Annotated in this window: 15 protein-coding genes; 3 read left to right on the forward strand and 12 right to left on the reverse strand. The window is 60.3% G+C overall.

The window, feature by feature from the left end; genetic code table 11:
* The first annotated feature begins 107 nt into the window (after positions 1 to 107).
* Both EOA23_RS07280 and EOA23_RS07285 read left to right on the forward strand, forming a co-directional pair.
* Positions 108 to 764 carry a hypothetical protein gene (locus EOA23_RS07280; protein WP_127303403.1) on the forward strand — a complete coding sequence of 219 codons (657 nt, stop codon included), beginning with the start codon at positions 108 to 110 and terminating at the stop codon, positions 762 to 764.
* Positions 765 to 777: 13 nt separating this feature from the next.
* Positions 778 to 1,497, forward strand: a complete 720-nt coding sequence (locus tag EOA23_RS07285) for a hypothetical protein (RefSeq protein WP_127303404.1) — start codon at positions 778 to 780, stop codon at positions 1,495 to 1,497.
* 710 nt (positions 1,498 to 2,207) lie between these two features.
* On the opposite strand, the gene EOA23_RS07290 is transcribed toward EOA23_RS07285, so the two are convergent.
* The 12 genes from EOA23_RS07290 to EOA23_RS07345 form a co-directional block, all read right to left on the reverse strand.
* Positions 2,208 to 4,565 carry a hypothetical protein gene (locus EOA23_RS07290; RefSeq protein ID WP_127303416.1) on the reverse strand — a complete coding sequence of 786 codons (2,358 nt, stop codon included), beginning with the start codon at positions 4,563 to 4,565 and terminating at the stop codon, positions 2,208 to 2,210.
* 212 nt (positions 4,566 to 4,777) lie between these two features.
* Positions 4,778 to 5,140, reverse strand: coding sequence for a hypothetical protein (locus EOA23_RS07295; RefSeq protein ID WP_127303405.1), 363 nt, complete (start codon positions 5,138 to 5,140; stop codon positions 4,778 to 4,780).
* Positions 5,141 to 5,532: 392 nt separating this feature from the next.
* The gene (ugpC, locus tag EOA23_RS07300; protein WP_127303406.1) at positions 5,533 to 6,648 is read right to left on the reverse strand and encodes a sn-glycerol-3-phosphate ABC transporter ATP-binding protein UgpC; all 1,116 of its coding nucleotides are present in this window, start codon (positions 6,646 to 6,648) and stop codon (positions 5,533 to 5,535) included.
* Between the two features lie 40 nt (positions 6,649 to 6,688).
* Complete coding sequence (locus EOA23_RS07305; protein WP_127303407.1) at positions 6,689 to 8,092, reverse strand: FAD-binding oxidoreductase; 1,404 nt, start codon at positions 8,090 to 8,092, stop codon at positions 6,689 to 6,691.
* Positions 8,089 to 8,958, reverse strand: a complete 870-nt coding sequence (locus tag EOA23_RS07310) for a PfkB family carbohydrate kinase (RefSeq protein WP_127303408.1) — start codon at positions 8,956 to 8,958, stop codon at positions 8,089 to 8,091. The genes EOA23_RS07305 and EOA23_RS07310 overlap by 4 nt, the downstream gene beginning before the upstream one ends.
* A complete protein-coding gene (locus EOA23_RS07315) occupies positions 8,955 to 9,800 on the reverse strand; it encodes a TIM barrel protein (protein ID WP_127303409.1) in 846 nt (281 codons plus the stop codon). Before EOA23_RS07315 ends, EOA23_RS07310 begins: the two co-directional genes overlap by 4 nt.
* Positions 9,801 to 9,810: 10 nt before the next feature.
* Positions 9,811 to 10,671: a carbohydrate ABC transporter permease gene (locus EOA23_RS07320; RefSeq protein ID WP_127303410.1), complete on the reverse strand. Its 861-nt coding sequence runs from the start codon at positions 10,669 to 10,671 to the stop codon at positions 9,811 to 9,813.
* Positions 10,668 to 11,624, reverse strand: a complete 957-nt coding sequence (locus EOA23_RS07325; protein ID WP_245474053.1) for a sugar ABC transporter permease — start codon at positions 11,622 to 11,624, stop codon at positions 10,668 to 10,670. The genes EOA23_RS07320 and EOA23_RS07325 overlap by 4 nt, the downstream gene beginning before the upstream one ends.
* 21 nt (positions 11,625 to 11,645) lie before the next feature.
* A complete protein-coding gene (locus tag EOA23_RS07330; protein WP_127303412.1) occupies positions 11,646 to 12,971 on the reverse strand; it encodes an extracellular solute-binding protein in 1,326 nt (441 codons plus the stop codon).
* A gap of 83 nt (positions 12,972 to 13,054) precedes the next feature.
* Positions 13,055 to 14,068, reverse strand: coding sequence for an SIS domain-containing protein (locus tag EOA23_RS07335; protein WP_127303413.1), 1,014 nt, complete (start codon positions 14,066 to 14,068; stop codon positions 13,055 to 13,057).
* A gap of 161 nt (positions 14,069 to 14,229) precedes the next feature.
* Positions 14,230 to 15,249 (reverse strand): LacI family DNA-binding transcriptional regulator, encoded by a 1,020-nt coding sequence (locus EOA23_RS07340; RefSeq protein ID WP_127303414.1) that lies wholly within the window; start codon positions 15,247 to 15,249, stop codon positions 14,230 to 14,232.
* A 1,173-nt stretch (positions 15,250 to 16,422) separates the two neighbouring features.
* Positions 16,423 to 17,784: a (Fe-S)-binding protein gene (locus EOA23_RS07345; protein WP_127303415.1), complete on the reverse strand. Its 1,362-nt coding sequence runs from the start codon at positions 17,782 to 17,784 to the stop codon at positions 16,423 to 16,425.
* Positions 17,785 to 18,161: 377 nt separating this feature from the next.
* Between EOA23_RS07345 and EOA23_RS36355 the strand changes: the two genes are divergently transcribed.
* The coding region (locus EOA23_RS36355; protein ID WP_189341533.1) for a methyltransferase domain-containing protein at positions 18,162 to 18,491 on the forward strand (330 nt) is incomplete at its 3' end.

Below are 18,491 nucleotides of genomic sequence, written 5' to 3' on the forward strand. Positions count from 1 at the left end.
GCAGCGTTGAGACCGATCGGACGTCTGGGCAATTAGCGGCGATAGTGCCAGGACAAAGCACTAGGGGTGCGGGAATGGGCGTTAGACTAATCACTGCATGCCTTTGGATGATCGTTGGTCTGTTGCCGGGATACGCCAAAGAGGTCGAGCTCCCAGCTGTCGTCGTTTCCAAAACCATCGAAGGCATCGAGATCAATTTCCCAGTAGGCATCTCCGCCAGCCGGAATGATCCCGCGCAGCCCGTCGCCGTCGCGTTGACGATTGACCTGTCCGACTTTGTGGCCAAGGTGAATACCTTGATCGGAGCTGCCTGGACAAAGCGCCATATCGACCTTGACGGCAAGCTGACGCACAACGGCACCCTGCTTTCGATCGAAAGTCCGGCGCTCCGCGCCAAGGTGCATTTTCATGTGCGCCCTGGATTCGTCCCAAGCTCCAATGGCAGCGTTGTGGCCTACTTTGTCCCCACAGTGGCGGACAACCGTATCGCGCTTACGGGGCGTATCACCGAGTTCAACATCTCGAACGATATAACGCGGCACGCCGCCGAGGCGTTAAATCTCGATGACTTGGTGAGGGATAAGTTGGGCGCGCTACTGAACGAGGCCCTTTCAGCGCCCGGTGCAGGATTGCCACTGCCGCCCGCAGTACAGGCCCTCGGCGTAGCCCTTTCGACCGCCAGCTTCGTCTCCGTCGGCGGCAAACCAAGTCTCGTTGTCGAAGGCACTTTACCGGCGGTAGCTGGACTATTGCTCAACCTGTGAGGGGAGAACGCAGATGAACTCGAAGCCTGGTGCACCTATGACGAATGCGAGCGATGATCCTGCGATCAATGGAATGACGCTTGCGACGACGCAGAAGCTCTGGCTGACACTCGCACTTGCGACAAATCTCTTCGCCCTTGTCGCGCACGGCCAGACACAAGGTTCAGACATCGATCCCAAGCTCAGTGTCGTCGTCGGCTTTTCGTTCGTGCCGGGCCTGCTGGACTCGATCGTTGCGATGTGGGGGATCCTGATCCTGTCGATCTTGCTCATCCTCAACGCAGCGGTCATGCGCGAGCACGCTAGTCGCTCGGGTCCGACCTGGCTTGAACGATATCCGTTCCGGCTCTGGGATGCTTCACCGTCGCTAGGCCTTGGGCGAAAGGCCCAGCTTCTTGCCTATTTCTTCTTCTCGATCCTGCCACTTTTTGCGTTGGGCCATTTCTGGCGGGTGTTCCTGGGCGAAGGCAAGCTTTGCAGTGAAGTAACCCAGGACAACTGGTCTCCCCTTGCCGTTGGCGCACATGATTTCTTCCACTTTCCAGCAGATGCCACTTTCGGACGCATCTTCGGCGACTATTATCGGCTGGCCGGCGAAGTGGTCGGGCCAGATGCTTGCAAAGATGCGACAACCATCTTTCCAGTCGTCCAGCCGGTAGCCATGGTGCTGTTAACCGTGTTCGCAGTATTTGTCACCTTCCGCGCCCTGAGCGTCGTGTGGCGGGGAAAGTAGCCGCGAGCATCGGCACTGCGGGGTGGTCATCGCCAAGCAGATTTTCTAGACTAATGTCGTCGACGAGGGAACCGGGCGATGATGACGGACGCCGAGTCGAGGTCGCCGCTCGCAGGCTGTCAAGGGTGGACACGGACGGCCACCTGCCGCCAGGTCGCCAAGGTCGATTACTTTGTTAAGCCCGCTGCGACGCGAACCTTTGCTTCTCGGTTATCGCTTGAGAGAAAGAGCACCCGTCACCCCCCGCCCTGTTTTGGGTCGGGCGCCAGATGTTGGTAGTAAAGGGTGTCGAGAGCCTTCTAGCAAAGCACGAGATAGCTCTCCCGGTCCAGAATTGTCGTCCGGACATCGGCGCCCTGGCCTGCGCGATCGCCCTGATCCGCCACGAAGCTCGCGGTCGTCCGGCCGGCGATGGGCCAAAACGAACGTCAAACCGGATTAGATCACAGGGGCAAGGGCAGCGCCCTTAGACAAACCAGCCCACCATTGGAGCGGTCGGCGCATGCCGACCTCAAACGCAAAAACCGCCCCGGTTAGACCGGGACGGTTATTGATTTATGATAAAATTGGTTGCGGGGACACCCAACCATCTCAAACTGCTGCTCCGAGCACGCGGCATAGCCTCGATCTTGCCAAGCAGCGCAGACGCCCGAGTTTCCTTCTAAGACTCCGACGACGTTTCATAGATTAGATCTGCCCCGAACAGTCGGCTACGCTGCCTGCCAGACTTGGTTCAAAATGCGCGCGGCAAGTGCAGCTTTGTCCTGTGGCAGGAAACGGCCGTAGTGATGAGCCACCATGTCGGGTGTGTCCTGGATGGCGTAGCTTGCCTGTTCGTACGAGCCGGTCTGCTTCAGGATGTGTGTTGCAAGCACGTCACGAACATTGTGCGGACCGTGAGGAAGAAGTCCGGGAATGGCGCCGCGCTGAGTATAGGGGTTGTAGATGCCATATCGCTGGATGGTTAGACGCCAAGCTTCGTAGAACGTGTTTTGATCGTACGCGGCCTCACGGCTCGTCGCCTTCACCGTTTTGATGAAAAAGGTGCCGGGATCTTCAGCCCCTCCGAGCAGCACCCTCCTATGGCGATCGATGTACGCTTCGATGTACTCATAAAGGCCGCCGAGATTGGGCAGGATCAGGCGAAATGGCTTGCTTCCGAAATAGGATGAGTTGGCATTCTTAAATGCGACTGATGGGATCAGCACCTCCCAGCCCTTTTCGCGTTCACTCCAGCGCAGCTCACCGCGCTTCATGTCGGCGAGCTGACGCTCGGACCGCGGCAGCTTCCCGCGTTCACAGACCATCAGCTGACGCAGGTTTTTCTGCCGCAACCCAAGGTGCAATCCAAACCGCAGCATCAGGAATGAACGGACGGCTTCCGCAGCGGGCCGCCTATAAATGCGTTCATCTGGCATGAGCCGAAGGACCTCTTCGGTGATCTTTCGGTACTCACCGACGGGGCTATCCGCCTCGAGCACCGGCATGATCGGTTCAAATGGATCACGATGCACTCGCGCAACACGCTGAATCTCCTTCACGCGAGATGACGCATGCTTGAAGTAGATATCGCAGGCGTCATCCCAATCAGCGCGAGCACGATCAATGTCAGTTTGTGAAATCAGTCCAGCTATTGGCCGGACCCTCGATACCAAGCCAGGATGCTGTCTCAGCCAACCCGTTTCGTTGCGGGTGAGTGCGAGGGAAATCCGCAGCATGTCCACTTCCCACGCAGTGTAGAACCCCCGCCTTCTCTCGCGCCATTGCACATACCAATCCCAGACCGAGGGGAAGACGAGCAGGCCGAAAGTTAGATCTTGCGGCGATACACCATAGCCGCGCACAGGCCCGCGCGGATGAGCAGCCAGGGCGCCGAACATCAAACCGAGATGTTCAACCTTCTGCGATGCCGTCTCCTCGCCCCAGACACCGTTGCGCTGGAGACCGAAAGCGGTCAGGGTCGCAGTCTTGAAGCGGATTAACTCGGCCATTTCCATGGCTAGCAAAGGTGGTGCGTCTATGACGCCCGACATCAAGTCCGGGTCGGCGAATCCAGCACCATCCTCGTGCCGTTCGCCCTGGTGTCGATAGCAATCATTCGCGGCATCTGACCGGCCATAGGAGACACCGGGGAAACGGATAGCATAGCGCTGTTTCAGCGCAGCTGCCTGGAATCGCCGGTAGTCAGTCGACCCGCTTATGACCACGCGCCGTACCCATTCCAAGATCTCTTCCTGTTCCTCACGTGGGCGCGCGTTGAAATCATCGGGCAAATGCCATGCAAGTCGACGCCGCTCAGCCGACCCTACGTCTTCGAGAATGTGGCCAGAGGCAGAACGCGTCGGATGTGGGAGCTTTGACTTCAGGTATCCCGCCGGCAGACGATATCGACGCTCAATACGATCGAGGACCTCCATGCTTGCTACGCTACGCGGCGATTTTGATCCCTGCAGCCAATGACGAATTGTAGAGCGGTCGAGGTTCTCGTCATCTCGAACAACCGCGCGATGAAGATGCCAGTAGCTGTCGCCATGGCGACGCATTTGGAATTCCAGAGCTTCCTGAAAGGTTGGTGGGTCAAGGAATTCGTCGAAAAGAGGTTTGGGGAACTCTTCGATCGCACGGGGTGTGATACCTGGTTGCTTTCGGTTTGGCGAACCTTCGCACTTCGCTGGCGCGAACTCTCTTTTCCTGCTTGCAGTCGATGCGTTCCTGTCCGCTGCTGTCGATCGGAATGCTTGACGACGGTCAGGGTTGGCGCGGCGGGACGCGCCAACGATCGCCCGGCTCGGCGTCTCTTTCGCATAGCGGACAATGGCGTCCAACGCGTGCTTAATCACGTTCCTGGCGGTCCGCATCGCGTTGTGGTCGAGGGCGCATTGAGTGCCAATTTCTCCCCAGTCATACCCGCGGGGCTTACGCGGAGGCATTCCGGAGCGGGCGATCAGCTTAAGTAGATACTCTTTTACCCGGGCGCTTTCCTGTGGCGGGAGCACCGGGTCGAGACGGAGGCGGCAGAAGTCAGAAATCTTACGGGCGAGCAGTGAGGTATGCGAAATTCTAGGCATGCAGTTAAGGCTGATTGGAGTCGCGATGACATTGGAAAGCAACGCGGACATACCCGATTCTCGCCACTTGCGATGCCTATGCAGACCGGATTTGCCGAGAGCGTTGTAGCCACGGTAGGATGACCTGGCCGACGAGCTTTAGGATGGGTCGTAAATTGCCCCCGGCCAAGTCGAAGACGTCAGGCGAGGGCCAAGTACTTTTGAAAGGCGAGTTAGTCATTGCTACGTGTCGCTTCGACGACATCGTCCCTGAGAGCGGACATGAACTCGTCTGCCTTCCGCACAGCAAGCCGCGCCGCCATTCGCTGCCCATCGGCCCACATAGTTTGAAGCGTCGGATCCTTAAAGACATCGGCAGTGTCTGCCTGCTTCAACATCTGGGCGCTTCGGCCACGGACGATGGCCACAGCGCGCTCAGCGTCCTCCATCCCAAAGTCATTGCCTCTTATCCGACCAAAGGGCTTCTGGTCCGCTTCCGGTAGCTCATGCCCGGCAACCAGCTTGAATGCCTCATCCAGCCTGTCGGCTACGCACAGGTCGCCTCGTTCAATTCTGAGTTTCGTTTCGACTTTCATGGGTATCTCCTCGTGGTCTGACCCATTATACCCTTCAGCATTCATGATGTTGAACGACGCGTTGACCTTTTTTAGACGTGGGCGCATTCCAGACGAACACTTTCGCTCAACCAGGGCGTCGGTTTCGCTGGTGCTATCACTCCTACGTTAGCCCAGCGCCTCTCTCGGCGCCGGATGCCCGGAACGCAAAAAAACCGCCCGGGTCAGACCTGGACGGCTATCGATTTATGATAAAATTGGTTGCGGGGACACGCGTCGCGGGTTGGGCGGAAGAAGCAAATGGGGCTGCGAGTAGCGACCATGGCTATCGCTAAGTTGATTTGCTGAACCGAGTTCGAAATTCCGCCTGAAGTGCCTGGGCACGGGCGCGATCGGGGATAGTTAGTTGTCGGTTAGGCTGTCGCGCCGGCTCCCACCCGAACAACGTTTCCGGTGGTGTCGAAAATATGGACATCCCGCCGGCGCGCCGTGAAATGGATGCTCTGCGAGCGTGCCACGGAACTCTCCCCATCCACTTTGACGAGGAACTTTTCGCTGACGCCGGGCAGGTCCACATAGAGGATCTGCACCTCTCCGAGATGCTCGACGAGATCGATGGTTCCGGCAAATGCCGGATCGGCACCCTTGCCCTCGCCGATCCGCAGGTTTTCCGGGCGGATGCCGATGCTGACGGCCTCACCTTTCGAAAGCCTGCCGGGTTCCGCCGCGAGGTCGAGGGTGATGCCGCAGTCGAGTCGGCAACGCGCCGATGCCCCGGTGCAGTCGATGACTGTTCCCTTCAGGATGTTCATCGCCGGGGAGCCGATGAACTGGGCGACGAAGAGGTTCGCCGGCTTGCGGTAAAGATCGGTCGGCGTGCCCAGTTGCTCGATATTGCCATCCTTGAACACGACGATCCGGTCCGCCAGCGTCATCGCCTCGACCTGGTCGTGGGTGACGTAGATCATTGTCACGTCGGGCATGCTCTGCTTCAGCTTGGCGATCTCGATGCGGGTGGCGACGCGTAGCGCGGCGTCGAGGTTTGAGAGCGGCTCGTCGAACAGGAAGACACGCGGATTGCGCACGATGGCGCGGCCGATCGCCACGCGCTGCCGTTGGCCGCCGGAAAGCGCCTTCGGCAGGCGCTCGAGATATTTGTCGAGTTGAAGGATTTCGGCGGCCTTGCGCACCCGCTCATCGATCTCGGCCTTGGTCATTCCGGCTATGCGCAGCCCGAAGGCCATGTTCTCGTAGACCGTCATGTGCGGATAGAGCGCATAGGACTGGAAAACCATGGAGATGCCACGCTTCGAGGGCGCGACGGCATTCATTCGCTCGCCATCAATGACGAGTTCGCCCGAGGTGATCGTCTCGAGGCCTGCGATCGAGCGCAGCAATGTGGATTTCCCGCAGCCCGACGGGCCGACGAAGACGATGAGTTCCCCCGACTTAATCTCAAGGTCGATACCGTGCAGGACCTCCAGATCGCCATAAACCTTGCGAATGTTTCTCAGCGATAAATTGGCCATCGTTCCCATTCCATTGGTTTGATTTCGGAGGCATGCAAAGTCAGGGAGCGAGCCCGGCCAGAAATCGCGTCACTGCGTCCGGCCTCCTGTTGAGAATTTCGAGGTCGTTCTTTCGCCGGATGGCGCGGCGCACGACCCGCGCGCCGAGATAGCGCAGGGGTTCGGGCGGAAGCCGCGTGCGCTTGCCGATGCCGACCAGCCCGCACCGGCTCCACGCATCATCACGCCCGAGGACGAGGCTTGCCATGATGCGGCCGGCGACAGGGGTCTGCGCGATCCCCGTGCCGTTGAAACCCATCGCGTAGAAGATGTTCGCGTGGTCCTTCAGATGTCCGAAGACAGGCAGGTGTTCCGCCGTGCAATCGATCGGACCGCTCCAGTCGCAAAGCACCGGCACGTCCTTGAGCTGGGGGTAGACCCGGTGCAGTTCCCGGATGTTGTCCGCGCCTCCGTCGCCGCCGCGGTTGAACCGGTCATCTATACGGTCGCCATAGGCGATGCCGCCCGTGCCCCGCCCGAAGATGACTGTGCCTTCCGATGTGCGCTGGTAGTAGAGCACATGGTGCTGTGCGTCGCAGATCGAGGCGCCGTCCGTCCAGCCGATCCGCTCGAGAACGTCGGGCGCAGGCGCGGTCGCGATGACCTGGCTGCTCACCACATAGAGATACGGATGCAGTTCCGGAATGGCTGAAAGCCAGGCATTGGCAGCGAGCACCACCTTGCCGGCGGAAAGCACGCCGCCGGCCGTGCGCAATTGCGACCGCAAGCCGGGCGCGATTTCGACGACCGGGCTCCGCTCGTGGATGGCAATGCCCCTTTCAATGGCAAGCTGGCGCAGGCCGATGGCGAGCTTCGCGGGCTGCACGGTCCCTGCCCTCTCCTCGACGATACCGACATAGGAGGCGTCCGAGCCGGTGCGGCGCAGAATGTCCGCGCGCTGAAGCGGCTGGAAGCGCTCTTCGCCAAGCGCGAGACAGATGTCGCGGGCGGCGGCCCAGGCTCCTTCCTGCGCGATCGAACTCGCCGTCCACAGCCAGCCGTCGAGCCTTAGCCCCATGTCGACGGTGCCGGAGATCTGAAGACCGTTCAGCTCCTCAATGGCGTCAGCGGTCGCGCGGCACAGCATAAGCGCATCGTCCTCGCCGACGAGCGCGCGCAGAATGTCGATCTCGGCGAACCAGCTATGAACCTGGCCGCCATTGCGGCCCGAGGCGCCGGAGCCGCAGAAATCGGCCTCGAGCACTGTGACGCGCGTTTCAGGCGACTGTTCCTTGATCCGCAAGGCCGTCCACAGGCCGGCATACCCGCCGCCGACGATCGCCACATCGCAGTCCGCCGCACCCTGCAAAGGCGGGGTACCGGTGTCGGCCTCTATGCTGCGCAGCCAGTAGGAGCGATCGGCCTTCGCCGCCACGACCGGTGGCCGCATCGTGATGGTATTCATGTTCCGGTCCTCTGCGTGCCGCGGATGACATCGTCATATTTGGCGAGCAGCCATTGCGGGACCGCCCGGATGGGCTGCGGGAAGCCTCCTAGGTGGGTGCAGGTTTCCGATGCCCTTTCGGCGGCGAGCTCGAGAGCGGCTCTGCCCGATTGGTCCGAGAGAAAGCGCGATGTGATGAAGGTCGCGATGAAGCTGTCCCCCGCGCCGCAGGTGTCGACAACGGCGACCGGCACCGAACCCGCCTGGGTGACGCTGCCCCCATCATCATAGAAGGAGCCGCGCTTGCCGCAGGTGATCACGATCTGGCGCGCGCCCGCGTCCCTCAACCCCGCGATCAGCGGTTCGACGTCCTCGGTCGGATCGTCCGGGCCGGAGGCGAAGACCAGCGGCACGCCTTCCAGCGAAAGCTCGAAATGCCGGGTGGAAACATCGATGCTGAAGGGCATGCCATCCGCGACGAGCCTGCGGACGAGCTTTTCGCTGGAATTCGTACCGAGATGCACCCAATCGGCCTGCCGTAGCATCTCGTAGCGTTTGGGGCTTGGAACGTAATCCTCTCCCACGCCAAGCGATTCAAGAAGGAAGCGCCGTTCGCCGGCATCGTCGGCAAGCAGGGTCACGGCGGAGGAGCCGGGACGTATTTCTACGTCGCTCCTGTCGAGCCCCGCCTCCTCGATGGCCTCCAACATGATGTCGGCTTCCGTGTCCTGCCCCAGCGCCCCGAAATAGCGGGCGTTCAACCCGTGCCGTCGCCATTGCACGGCGACATTGAGCGCGTTGCCGCCCACGGTGACGAAACCTTTGGTCAGGTAGACGTCGAGGCAATTGTCGCCAACAGCGATCAGGTTGGGATTGGCTCTCGTCATTCTTCGTCCGCCTGATCGAGATGAGGCGCGATCGCGTCCAGGCATCGCCGCCAGGCGGAGACGGGGTCGAGCGCATAGGATCCGTTGCCGAAGGGCTCGAAGGTCAGCGTGCCGGCAAAGCCCTGTGCTCCGAGCTGCCCGAGATGGTGGGCGAGCGGCAGGTTGCCGTCGCCCCAGGCAAGGTGCCCTGCGGGCGTCCCGTCGACGACATGGACATGCGCGATACGCTCTCCGAACCGCTCGAAATAACCGCCGACGCTGTCGCCCGCTGTCGCCATGGCAACGAGATCGAGAACCACGTCGACATCGTCGCCGTCGAGGGCGCGCCAGAAGGCGTGGAGCTGATCCGCATTGGTGACGATGTTGCTTTCGAGGCGCTGCAACGGCTCCAGAAGGCAGGAAACGCCGAGCGACCGCGCATGCGCCGCGATGCGGTTGATCGATGCGACCGAATGCGCCCAGGCGGTTTCCCTGCTTTCGCATTCGAAGCCGCGGCCCGGCGTCAGGAAAAGATATCTCGCGCCGAGTTCCGCGCTGATATCGGCCGCACGCATGAAGCGCTCAACGCTGGCCTCCCGATAGGCGCTGTCGCCGGACGCGATGTTGATCGGATAGAGAACCTGCTCCGGCGTGAAGCAGCGAACGCTCAGGCCGTTGTCGTCGAGGATCGACTTTACCTCAGCGAGCCGCGCGCGGTTGTCGTGGAAGAGGTCGAGATGCGGGGCGACGCCCCAGAATTCCATCCGGTCGAATCCCATGGTGCTGAGCTTTTCGGCGGTCCAGCGCAAGGGATGGTGCTGAAAGGAGAAATTCGCACCGATAAGCTGTTTGCGTTTCAACATGGACCTTGCCCTATTTTCCGATGCCCTCAGCCAGCCCGCGGATGAAGAAACGCTGAGCCGCGAAGAAGACCATGACGATGGGGAGCGCCGAGAGCGTCATGGCGGCGAAGACGACGGCATAGTTCGTGCCGTGCTTCGCCATGATGGAGGTTAGGCCGACGGGCAGCGTCTGAAGGTCCGCGCCACTGGTGAAGATCATCGCGAAGAGATACTCGTTCCAGGCAAAGAGCACGTGCAGGATGACGCAGGACACCAGGATCGGCTTGCACAGCGGCAGCGTCACCTTCCAGAATATCTGGCCTTCGCTGGCGCCATCCATGATGGCAGCTTCATCGAGATCGCGCGGCAGGCCGAGCATGTAGGCCCGGATCAGGAAGGTCGTGAAGGGGATGCGGAAGGCGGTGTAAAGGATAATCAGCGCCCAATAGGTGTTGTAGAGGCCCAGGTCCTGCATCATGCGCACCAGCGGAATGACGGCGACCGTCGGGCTCAGCATCAGGCCGCCAAGCACGATGCCGACGAAGAACGGTTTGCCCGGCAGCTTCGAGCGGGTCAGGCCGTAGGCGGTCCATGCGCTGACCAGCACGGTGCACGCGGCCGATCCGAGCGTGACGATGATGCTCGTCGCGATGTAGTTGCGAATGCCCTGGTTCCACGCGGCGATGTAGTTGGTGAGGCTGAGGCCGGTCGGCAGCGCGAACGGATTGCCGAAGATCTCCGCGTTGGTCTTGAAGCCGTTCAGGGCCATCCAGAACAGCGGATAGAGCACGACGATGCCCAGGCTGGTGAGGAAGGTGACGAGGCAGACCTTCGCCAGCACCGCGATGGAGTCCGTGCGCTCCGCCTGGCGCGGTTGGTAGGAGTGGCTCACAGCTCGACCCTCCGCCTCTTTGTGTACCAAAGCTGTGCGAAGCCGGTCATGAGGGTGATGACGAAGATGACCGATGCGATCGCCGCGCCGTAGCCGAAGTCGTTTTCGATGAAACCTTGCTGATAGAGCCACGTCCCGAGGACCTGGCTGCTGTTATTGGGCCCGCCGGCGGTCATCACCATGACCTCGTTGAAGACCTGGAAGGCGCCAGTGATGGTGATGATCACCATCAGGCCCGTCATTTCCCGCGTCAGCGGAAAGGTGATGCTCCACAGGCGTCGCCAGGTTCCGGCCCCGTCCATGATCGCTGCGTCGTAGAGATCGCGCGGTATCTTCTGGATGGCGATGGCGAACAACAAGGTGGAATAGCCGAACCCCTGCCATTGGCTCATGGCGATGATGGCATAGATGGCGGTCTGTTCCTCGCCGAGCCAGGCGCGCGACCATCCCGCCAGCCCGATCTGCGTCAGCGCCGAATCCAGAAGGCCTATGTCAGGCTGATAGATGAAGTAGAAGAGAAGGCCGGTAACGGTGATCGAGATGGCCGAGGGCACGAAATAGACGGCCCGCCAGAAGCGACGCCATCTTTCCCCGGCGAGTCCTTCGATCAACGCCGCCAGCACGAAGGCGCCGAAGACCTGGAAGACTACCGAGATGACGGCATAGAGCGTGTTGTTGACGATCGACGTCCAGACCACCGGATCAGCCTGCAGGCGACGATAGTTTTCCAGTCCAACGAAAGCGGTTTCGCCGGTGAAGATGTCCTGGTTCTTCGTGCTGACGACGAAGTTGTCGATGATTGGATAGTAGACGAACCAGAGGATCAGCACAAAGGCGATCAGGATCCACCTGAACGACCAAACCGCGGCCAGGGGGCCGAGCCAGTTCCTGTCGAACCGGCTCGACCCGGCAAAGCCGATTTTGACGGCTTCACCGCTGTGCCCAGGCTTCATGACGGTCATCGCTGGCCGGCCCTATTTGGATGAAGCCGCCGCTTCTTTCACCCGCTCCATGACCTGTTCCGGGGTCATCGAGCCGCCGATCAGCGCCTGCAGGCCGGAGAGCCAGGCGGCCGCCACGCGCGGCGGGTTCGCGGTATCGAGCCAAGGCATGAGGTAGGAGGAATCAGCGATCACCTTCAGGCCGTCGACAACGGTCGGGTTCATGCTCTCCGCCGAATAGCCGCCGACCGTCGCGCTCGGCTGGCCGTAAGGCGGCGCCGACAGGATCTTACCATTTTCGGGCGAGGTTACGAAGCGCATGAAATCGATCGCCAGAGGGACGTTCTTCGAGGCCGCGTTGATCATGTAGCCTTCCGGCGCGCCTTCGATGGCTTTGACGTCGCCCTTGGCATCCTTCGGGACCGGCAACTTGAAGAAACCGAAATCCTCGCGCTTCAGCGCACCCTCGGCCGTCGACTGATCGAACTCGATGATCTCCTGATAATACATGGCGGACTTGCCGTTGCTGAACTGCTGCAAGGCCGAGGCATAGGAGGAGCCGTTGGTGCCGGATCCGTCCGAGCATTCATCGATGATCTGCTTGTACTGATTCAGGCTCTCAACATAGCCCGGATCGGTATATTCGGCCGTGGCCGGAACGAAGTCCTTCTCGAGGGTCGCCTGCGGCACATTGTAAGCAAGGAGCTGGCCCGCATAATGCACCCCTGGCCAGCCTTCCTTGTTGCCGAAGGAGATCGGCGTGACGCCGGTCTTCTTGAGGGCCGCGCAGGCGCTCAGCAAGTCATCGAAGGTCTTGGGCTCGGCAATACCGGCCTTCTTGAACAGGCTCTTGTTGTAGCCCATGAACTTGGCGTCGAGATAAAGCGGAATGCCGTAGAGCTTGCCATTGTACTGGAAGGCGGAGACGGCGGCGGTCGCGAGCGTCTTGCCCCATTCTGTGTCCGGCCCAATAACGGGGGTTAGATCGACCGCGCGCTTGCCGCGCACGAAGTTCTCGCCCCAGCTACCTGTCCAAGTGAAGTAGACGTCCGGCAGAGAATTAGAGGCGACGAGCGCCTTGGTCTTGCCCTTTACGCTGTCGTCGCTCTCCTGGATGAGCTCCACCTTCACGCCGGGATGAAGCCCCTCATATTTCTTCGCGGCATCGACGAAGAAAGGAGAAAGCTGCTGCAAGCCGAATTTCGTCAGGACGCTGACCGTGCCGGAATAGTCAACCTTCGCATTGGGATCAGCCACGGCCGCGCCGCCAGCCGCTGCGGCACTGATGCCGCCGATTACAAACGCGGCGGCAGTGATTGCGGCGAGGCTGGGCGTGCTCAAGAACATATTGGCTTTCATGTCGCAGTTCCTCTCTGTTGTTTTTGTCTCTTTAGGCATGCAAGGCAGGCGTGCGGTCCGGCGGCTCCGCCGGACCGCAAAGCTCAATATTCGACGCGCTTGTAATAGCGGCGCGTGGTCAGCGGATGGTCGCGCAGCACCTCCAGATGGGCGCTGAGGCGCTCGAGCATGGTTGCGAGGATGATCGGTGAGATGAGGCCGCGCGTTTTGGCCGAGATACCCGGCAGGCTGGCGGAAGCTGCATCGAGGACGCGCACCTTGCTCGTGTAGCGCTTGGCGAAGTTCTCCACCCGGTCAGACAGCGGCCGGAATGCATCCTCGCCCTTGAAGACGAAGAGGCTGACGCCCGGCTCCACCAGTTCGAGCGTGCCGTGGAAGAAGTCGGATGCCTGCACCGGGCGGGTGCGGATCCACTGCATCTCCTCGAGGATGCACATGCCGTAGTAGTGGGCTTCCGGCCAGACGGAACCGGCGCCCGTGAAGATGTGGTAGGTCTCGTCCTTGATTTCCTTGGCGAGGGCGGCGGCCTCGGCCTCATAGCCTTCCTTCACCGAAACCAGCAGCTTCGGCAGCAGCGCCAGCTCGGCCACCGTCGCATCGAAATCGGCATATTCGCCGCGTTCGGCCAGCAGGGCGAGGACGATGAGAAGGGTCTGGAGGTAGAAGGACTCCGAAGATGTATCGTCCTCGGCAAAGTTGGTGAAGTTGTAGTCGGCGTCGCGGCCGAGCGGCGTATCCTTGTGGCCGGTGAGCGACAGCGTCTTGACGCCACGCTCCTTCAGGAAGGCGAGGAGCTGCACGCTTTCTTTGGTGGTGCCGGACAGCGAGGGCAGAACGACCAGCGCCTTCTCGTCGAGACCCGCCGGGGGCTCCAGCACGACCTGCGCGGAATAGGCCGCGGCAACCGGGAAAAGCGTCGTGTTGCGCGCAAGCTCGATGGCGGGCAGGGTCAGAAACTGCACGCCGCCGGTTCCCATGAAGAAGATGCGTTGCAGACCGCCGTCCAGCAGATCGCGCATCAGGACACGTACGTCCTTGGCCATTGCAACCGCGCCGCTTTGGATCTTCACAAAGCGATCCCTATCGAAGTTGAGCATTTGAACCTTCCCGTTTTGCGTTCCGTCCTGGTCCCGAACCAAGCGGGCGTCTTCACGCAATGATCTTGAGATGTGAGATCGATCTCACACGCATTTAACGCATGAGAACTCGATGCTGGCAAGTGGAGTTTCAAAAAAATCTGGCCGGGCGTTTTCGCGGTTCAGCCGCGCCGGCTTACGGACCCGCGAATGATCAGCTTGGTTTCAAAGCGGACTTTCCGCGGCGCATCGGTTTTTCCGGAAAGCCTGTCGAACAGAAGCCGGGCCGCCGCGCGTCCGATTTCTGAGACCGGCTGCGAGACGACGGTGATCTGCGGATCGGTGAAAGTCGCCAGGTTGAAATCGTCGAAGCCGATCAGCGAGACGTTGTGGGGAATGGAAAGCCCCATCGAACGGAAAGCGAGAAGCGCCCCCTGCGTCATAAGGCTGTCGACCGTGAAAAGCGCCGTCGGCGGCATCTTCTGGCTGAAGAGGCGTATTGTGGCGTCGACGGCATGCTCCACCGTCGATTGCGAGACCGCGATCATACGTTCGTCGGGCGCGATCCCGGCGGTGCCAAGCGCCGTCTGGTAGCCGCTCATGCGTTCCCGTGAGGTGAAGATACGCATGTCGTCCTGCAGCAGCCCGATACGGCGGTGGCCCATGGCGATCAGATATTCGACCGCCTTGCGGGCTCCTCCCTCGTTGTCGACAACGACGCTGTCGCAGTCGACGCCCTCTGCGACACGGTCGATCAGGATCAGCGGCACGTTTTCCGCGATCAGGCTTTGCAGATGCGCGTTGTTCTCGGCTGATGTGGGTGCAACGATGAAGCCTCGTATGGAGAGCGACCGGAGGCTCGCCAGGAGCGACACTTCCTGCCCCAGCTCCTCCTCGCTACTGCCGATGACGAGATTATACCCGCACTCGCGGGCAAGCACCTCGATGTCATGTGCGATGCGCGCGAAGAACGGATTCTGGATGTCGCCGAGAATGCAGCCGACGATCGGCAGCTGCCCGTTGCGCAAGGCCTGTGCAAGGCGATTGCCCCGATAGCCGAGCTTTCCGGCCGCCGCCTGCACTTTCTGGGCGGTCTCGTCGCCAACATAGCCATAGCTGTTCAGGGCGCGGGCCGCGGTTGCGCGCGATACATTGGCAAGTGCCGCTACATCCTTCAACGTTGCCGGTTTACTCCGCGCCATGCGACCCTTCGATTCTTCGTGCAGGACTCTTCCTGCGGTCGCTGTTTTAGCTTCGGGTCTTCGGCTAGCATAGGCCCCCCGTGTCGCCACGGACCTCCACAGCGACTCGGTTTTAACGGCCCAATTTCAGACCTTCCCGCCGCAAACGCAAAAACCGCCCCGGTTAGACCGGGACGGTAATCGATTTATGATAAAATTGGTTGCGGGGACAGGATTTTGAGCCTGTCGGGCCTGCTTGCGAAGTCCGGTCAACGGACGAAATAGGTTGCAGAGGTGTATTGCCGGTAGCCCGCTATTCGCTACCATCTCAACCCACTGTCGCCCGTAGCGACGCGCGAGCTTTAAAAGCGCGTTACCCATGTAGTTCCAGGAGAGCGAGGCCGGAATGGGCGAGCCCCTGTCCCCGATAGCAACAGGAAAGATCAACTGTTGGCCGCCAGGGCACGCTTGCGCCCCATGGCTCTCGCGCCGACCGGAACGCGTCCACCGATTGTAGTCGCTATCCTGTTTCCGGCGATCGTCTTTGGCGTGGCCGCAATCCTAAGATATGTCCTCGAAAAGAATTGAAATCGACGTCAGGCCGATCTCGATCCGGACCCGCGATCAACCACAACACGCAGCCGAACGCTGCGTCCAACGATTGAACCCTCAGCGGGATGCGTTCTGCCGCTCAGCGGATGAAAACGGCTACGGCAATCGTCTCATAGAGGAAGCGAAGCAGGCTAGGAAAACTATCCCGAACAGAGCCCAAATTATCGCGATGATCCAAGTGGTTGCGATGGCGCCAAGGCACTCACTCTCGGCTATCTGGCAGCTGGCAAGCACGCCAGCCCGCAAATAAATCGCGCCCGCCAGAACCGACAAGGAGGCGATGACAAAAGGAATCCACCTGCGAAGCCGCTGCCTCAAGAGCAGTGCCGAAACTGCAACTCCCAGGCACGGGAACAACGTCACTAACGACAAAGAACTCATGCAAAATTCTTTTGAATTGTAATCATCGGTGGACGGGGCCGATCAATCAAGATCGATCAATTCGCCCGCAGTGCGTGAACTTTAGGACAACAGGCGATAACAAACTACGACCGAAAGCCGTGTCGAGTTTAGATGTTGACACAAATCTTGCTTCGGCGATCCCGCGGCGTGTTCCATCAATGGAACTAGAAGCGTCAATTCCTACTCCGCCAAGGTACTCGCACCTCGCTCGCGACCACCCCCCAGTGGAAGCGGCTGGTCTCCAAGCAGCACCCTGACTACGACGTCACGAGCATCATGGGGATCAAGAGAGTGCCTTACGATCAGATCGCTACATTCTGCGACGATCTGATCGGCGTCCTGCATGACCTTGAGTTGCTTGTAGCGATCATGGTGGTGCAATCCCATGCTTTCACCAACCACTTCTAGGATGTTGATGATGCGGAATGGCCAATCGCGCTCGTGCGCACACAGTTCGCGATGATCGGAATGATAAACCGCAACCAAAGCATCAACACCCGCGTCACGTGCCGCTTCAAGTTCCCTTAGCTGCAGATCACGCTTGAACTTTGGAAGAACACCGACATGCACACTCTGCAGACCCACCGCTGGCTGATGCAGATCGATAAGCTCAACGCCCGGGACCATCTTCAGGATTTCGGTGGCAGCCTCGACGACGCCGGCTACGCCAGGATGCTTGTGCAGCGCGACGCGAATGTCGACCCTGTGCTGTAGGTGCGGCTTCAACTGCGCCAGCCGGTCGCCGAGGAACCTCATGAACGGGCTCATCTCGAACGGTCGGGAGCCGCGCTGTCGTTCCACGGTCGGCAGGATGTTTTCTGTGAACTGGACGAAGCAAGTCGGACACCAAGTGATCACCTGTCCCAACCTGGAGTGCGATAGCTTCTCCATCGAGCTCGACCCCATGCGACCGGTCATCTCGGCGTCGCCGGACTTGAGTTGCGAAATGCCGCAACAATGGCTGGGTCCACCCATGACCTGGTACCTGATGCCAAGCACATCCATGATATCGAGGGCAAGCAAGGCAATATGCGGCGTCTTGAGCACGTTGCAGCCAGTGTAAAACACAAAGTCCGCCGGCTCGGCTGACATGGAGACTGACGCTGATTTTTGACCCAGCCGTTCCAGGACCTCCGTATCGAGTTGCAGGCGCGACAGCATCGTCACGCCGCGGCTGACCTCGCGGTATCTCTCCACGCCTTGCCGGCGTCGTTCAGCAAGCTCCTTGTCGGACTTCGCAACGCTAAGCCGCGCCATCGTAAGGAGAAAGCGCGGATTGACGCCGTAGTCGCACGCCTTGATGCATTCTCCGCTGAGCATGCAGGAGGCTGCCCATTTGCGCGACGTCTCCGGACCGTTGCCGGTGCGGATAAGATCGAGGATACCACCGATTAGGTCTTCGGACTTCGCCTCCAGGATGCCGGCGGGCGCCACGCTTGGACAAACCTCAACGCACTTGCCGCATCGCGTGCAAGCGTCAAGCATACCCTGGACGCGTTCGTCCAAAGCCGTCTCGAAGGATGTCTCGTCCAGCGGGAGCATCGCGGACACCGAGCCTGCTGAAGAATGGCTGCACGCGCCGATTGGCAGCTCCGAGATTAAAGCAAAAATCGGTAATCGTGAAGGACGAGGCTTTCGTACGCCGCAATGAGTCAACTGTGCGAAGCGAGATCTGCGGGCCGTAGAAAATCTCAATGTGATAATGAGTACTTTCCCCCACTTCTCGGATAATCGTTGAGATAGGGGGCTTGTCCCATTGAACGCCAGCGCACCTTATCGTTACCGAATATGATAGCTCATACGCCCGCTGAAGGTGTCGCGTAAGGCTGGTGCAATGACACCGCGGGTACTCTCGGATAGTGATGCGATACTGCCGTCCACGCTGCAAAGCAGGCTGGGAAAGTTGGGAGGGTGGAGAGGTGACCGGGGTCGATGAAACTGCCGTTGCTGATCATTATACCGTCGATGGCCTTGAAACACTGATCCTCGACGCGCTCAAGCGTTCCGGCAAACTGAACACGCTGTCTCCGATCGATCTTGCTCCTGTTGACGAGTTCCACATGGGTGGACGGGCAGCGACGCAACACGTGATCGGAATGATGAGCCTGCCAAGTAATGCGCACGTCCTTGATGTGGGTTGCGGCCTCGGTGGCGTCGCCCGATATCTCGCCTCCGAATGTGGATGCCGCGCAACGGGCATTGACCTGACTGCTGAATACGTGCGTGTTGGAACGATGCTGACCCAGCGG

Origin of the sequence: Mesorhizobium sp. M2A.F.Ca.ET.042.01.1.1, from assembly GCF_003997405.1 — a bacterium.
GTDB lineage: Bacteria > Pseudomonadota > Alphaproteobacteria > Rhizobiales > Rhizobiaceae > Mesorhizobium.

What these genes read in the sequence shown, in the direction of transcription:
- EOA23_RS07280 (WP_127303403.1), top strand. Translation starts at nt 108, where the DNA reads ATGATCGTTGGTCTGTTGCCGGGATACGCCAAAGAGGTCGAGCTCCCA.
- EOA23_RS07285 (WP_127303404.1), top strand. Translation starts at nt 778, where the DNA reads ATGAACTCGAAGCCTGGTGCACCTATGACGAATGCGAGCGATGATCCT.
- EOA23_RS07290 (WP_127303416.1), bottom strand. Translation starts at nt 4,565, where the DNA reads ATGCCTAGAATTTCGCATACCTCACTGCTCGCCCGTAAGATTTCTGAC.
- EOA23_RS07295 (WP_127303405.1), bottom strand. Translation starts at nt 5,140, where the DNA reads ATGAAAGTCGAAACGAAACTCAGAATTGAACGAGGCGACCTGTGCGTA.
- ugpC (WP_127303406.1), bottom strand. Translation starts at nt 6,648, where the DNA reads ATGGCCAATTTATCGCTGAGAAACATTCGCAAGGTTTATGGCGATCTG.
- EOA23_RS07305 (WP_127303407.1), bottom strand. Translation starts at nt 8,092, where the DNA reads ATGAATACCATCACGATGCGGCCACCGGTCGTGGCGGCGAAGGCCGAT.
- EOA23_RS07310 (WP_127303408.1), bottom strand. Translation starts at nt 8,958, where the DNA reads ATGACGAGAGCCAATCCCAACCTGATCGCTGTTGGCGACAATTGCCTC.
- EOA23_RS07315 (WP_127303409.1), bottom strand. Translation starts at nt 9,800, where the DNA reads ATGTTGAAACGCAAACAGCTTATCGGTGCGAATTTCTCCTTTCAGCAC.
- EOA23_RS07325 (WP_245474053.1), bottom strand. Translation starts at nt 11,624, where the DNA reads ATGAAGCCTGGGCACAGCGGTGAAGCCGTCAAAATCGGCTTTGCCGGG.
- EOA23_RS07330 (WP_127303412.1), bottom strand. Translation starts at nt 12,971, where the DNA reads ATGAAAGCCAATATGTTCTTGAGCACGCCCAGCCTCGCCGCAATCACT.
- EOA23_RS07335 (WP_127303413.1), bottom strand. Translation starts at nt 14,068, where the DNA reads ATGCTCAACTTCGATAGGGATCGCTTTGTGAAGATCCAAAGCGGCGCG.
- EOA23_RS07340 (WP_127303414.1), bottom strand. Translation starts at nt 15,249, where the DNA reads ATGGCGCGGAGTAAACCGGCAACGTTGAAGGATGTAGCGGCACTTGCC.
- EOA23_RS07345 (WP_127303415.1), bottom strand. Translation starts at nt 17,784, where the DNA reads ATGCTCCCGCTGGACGAGACATCCTTCGAGACGGCTTTGGACGAACGC.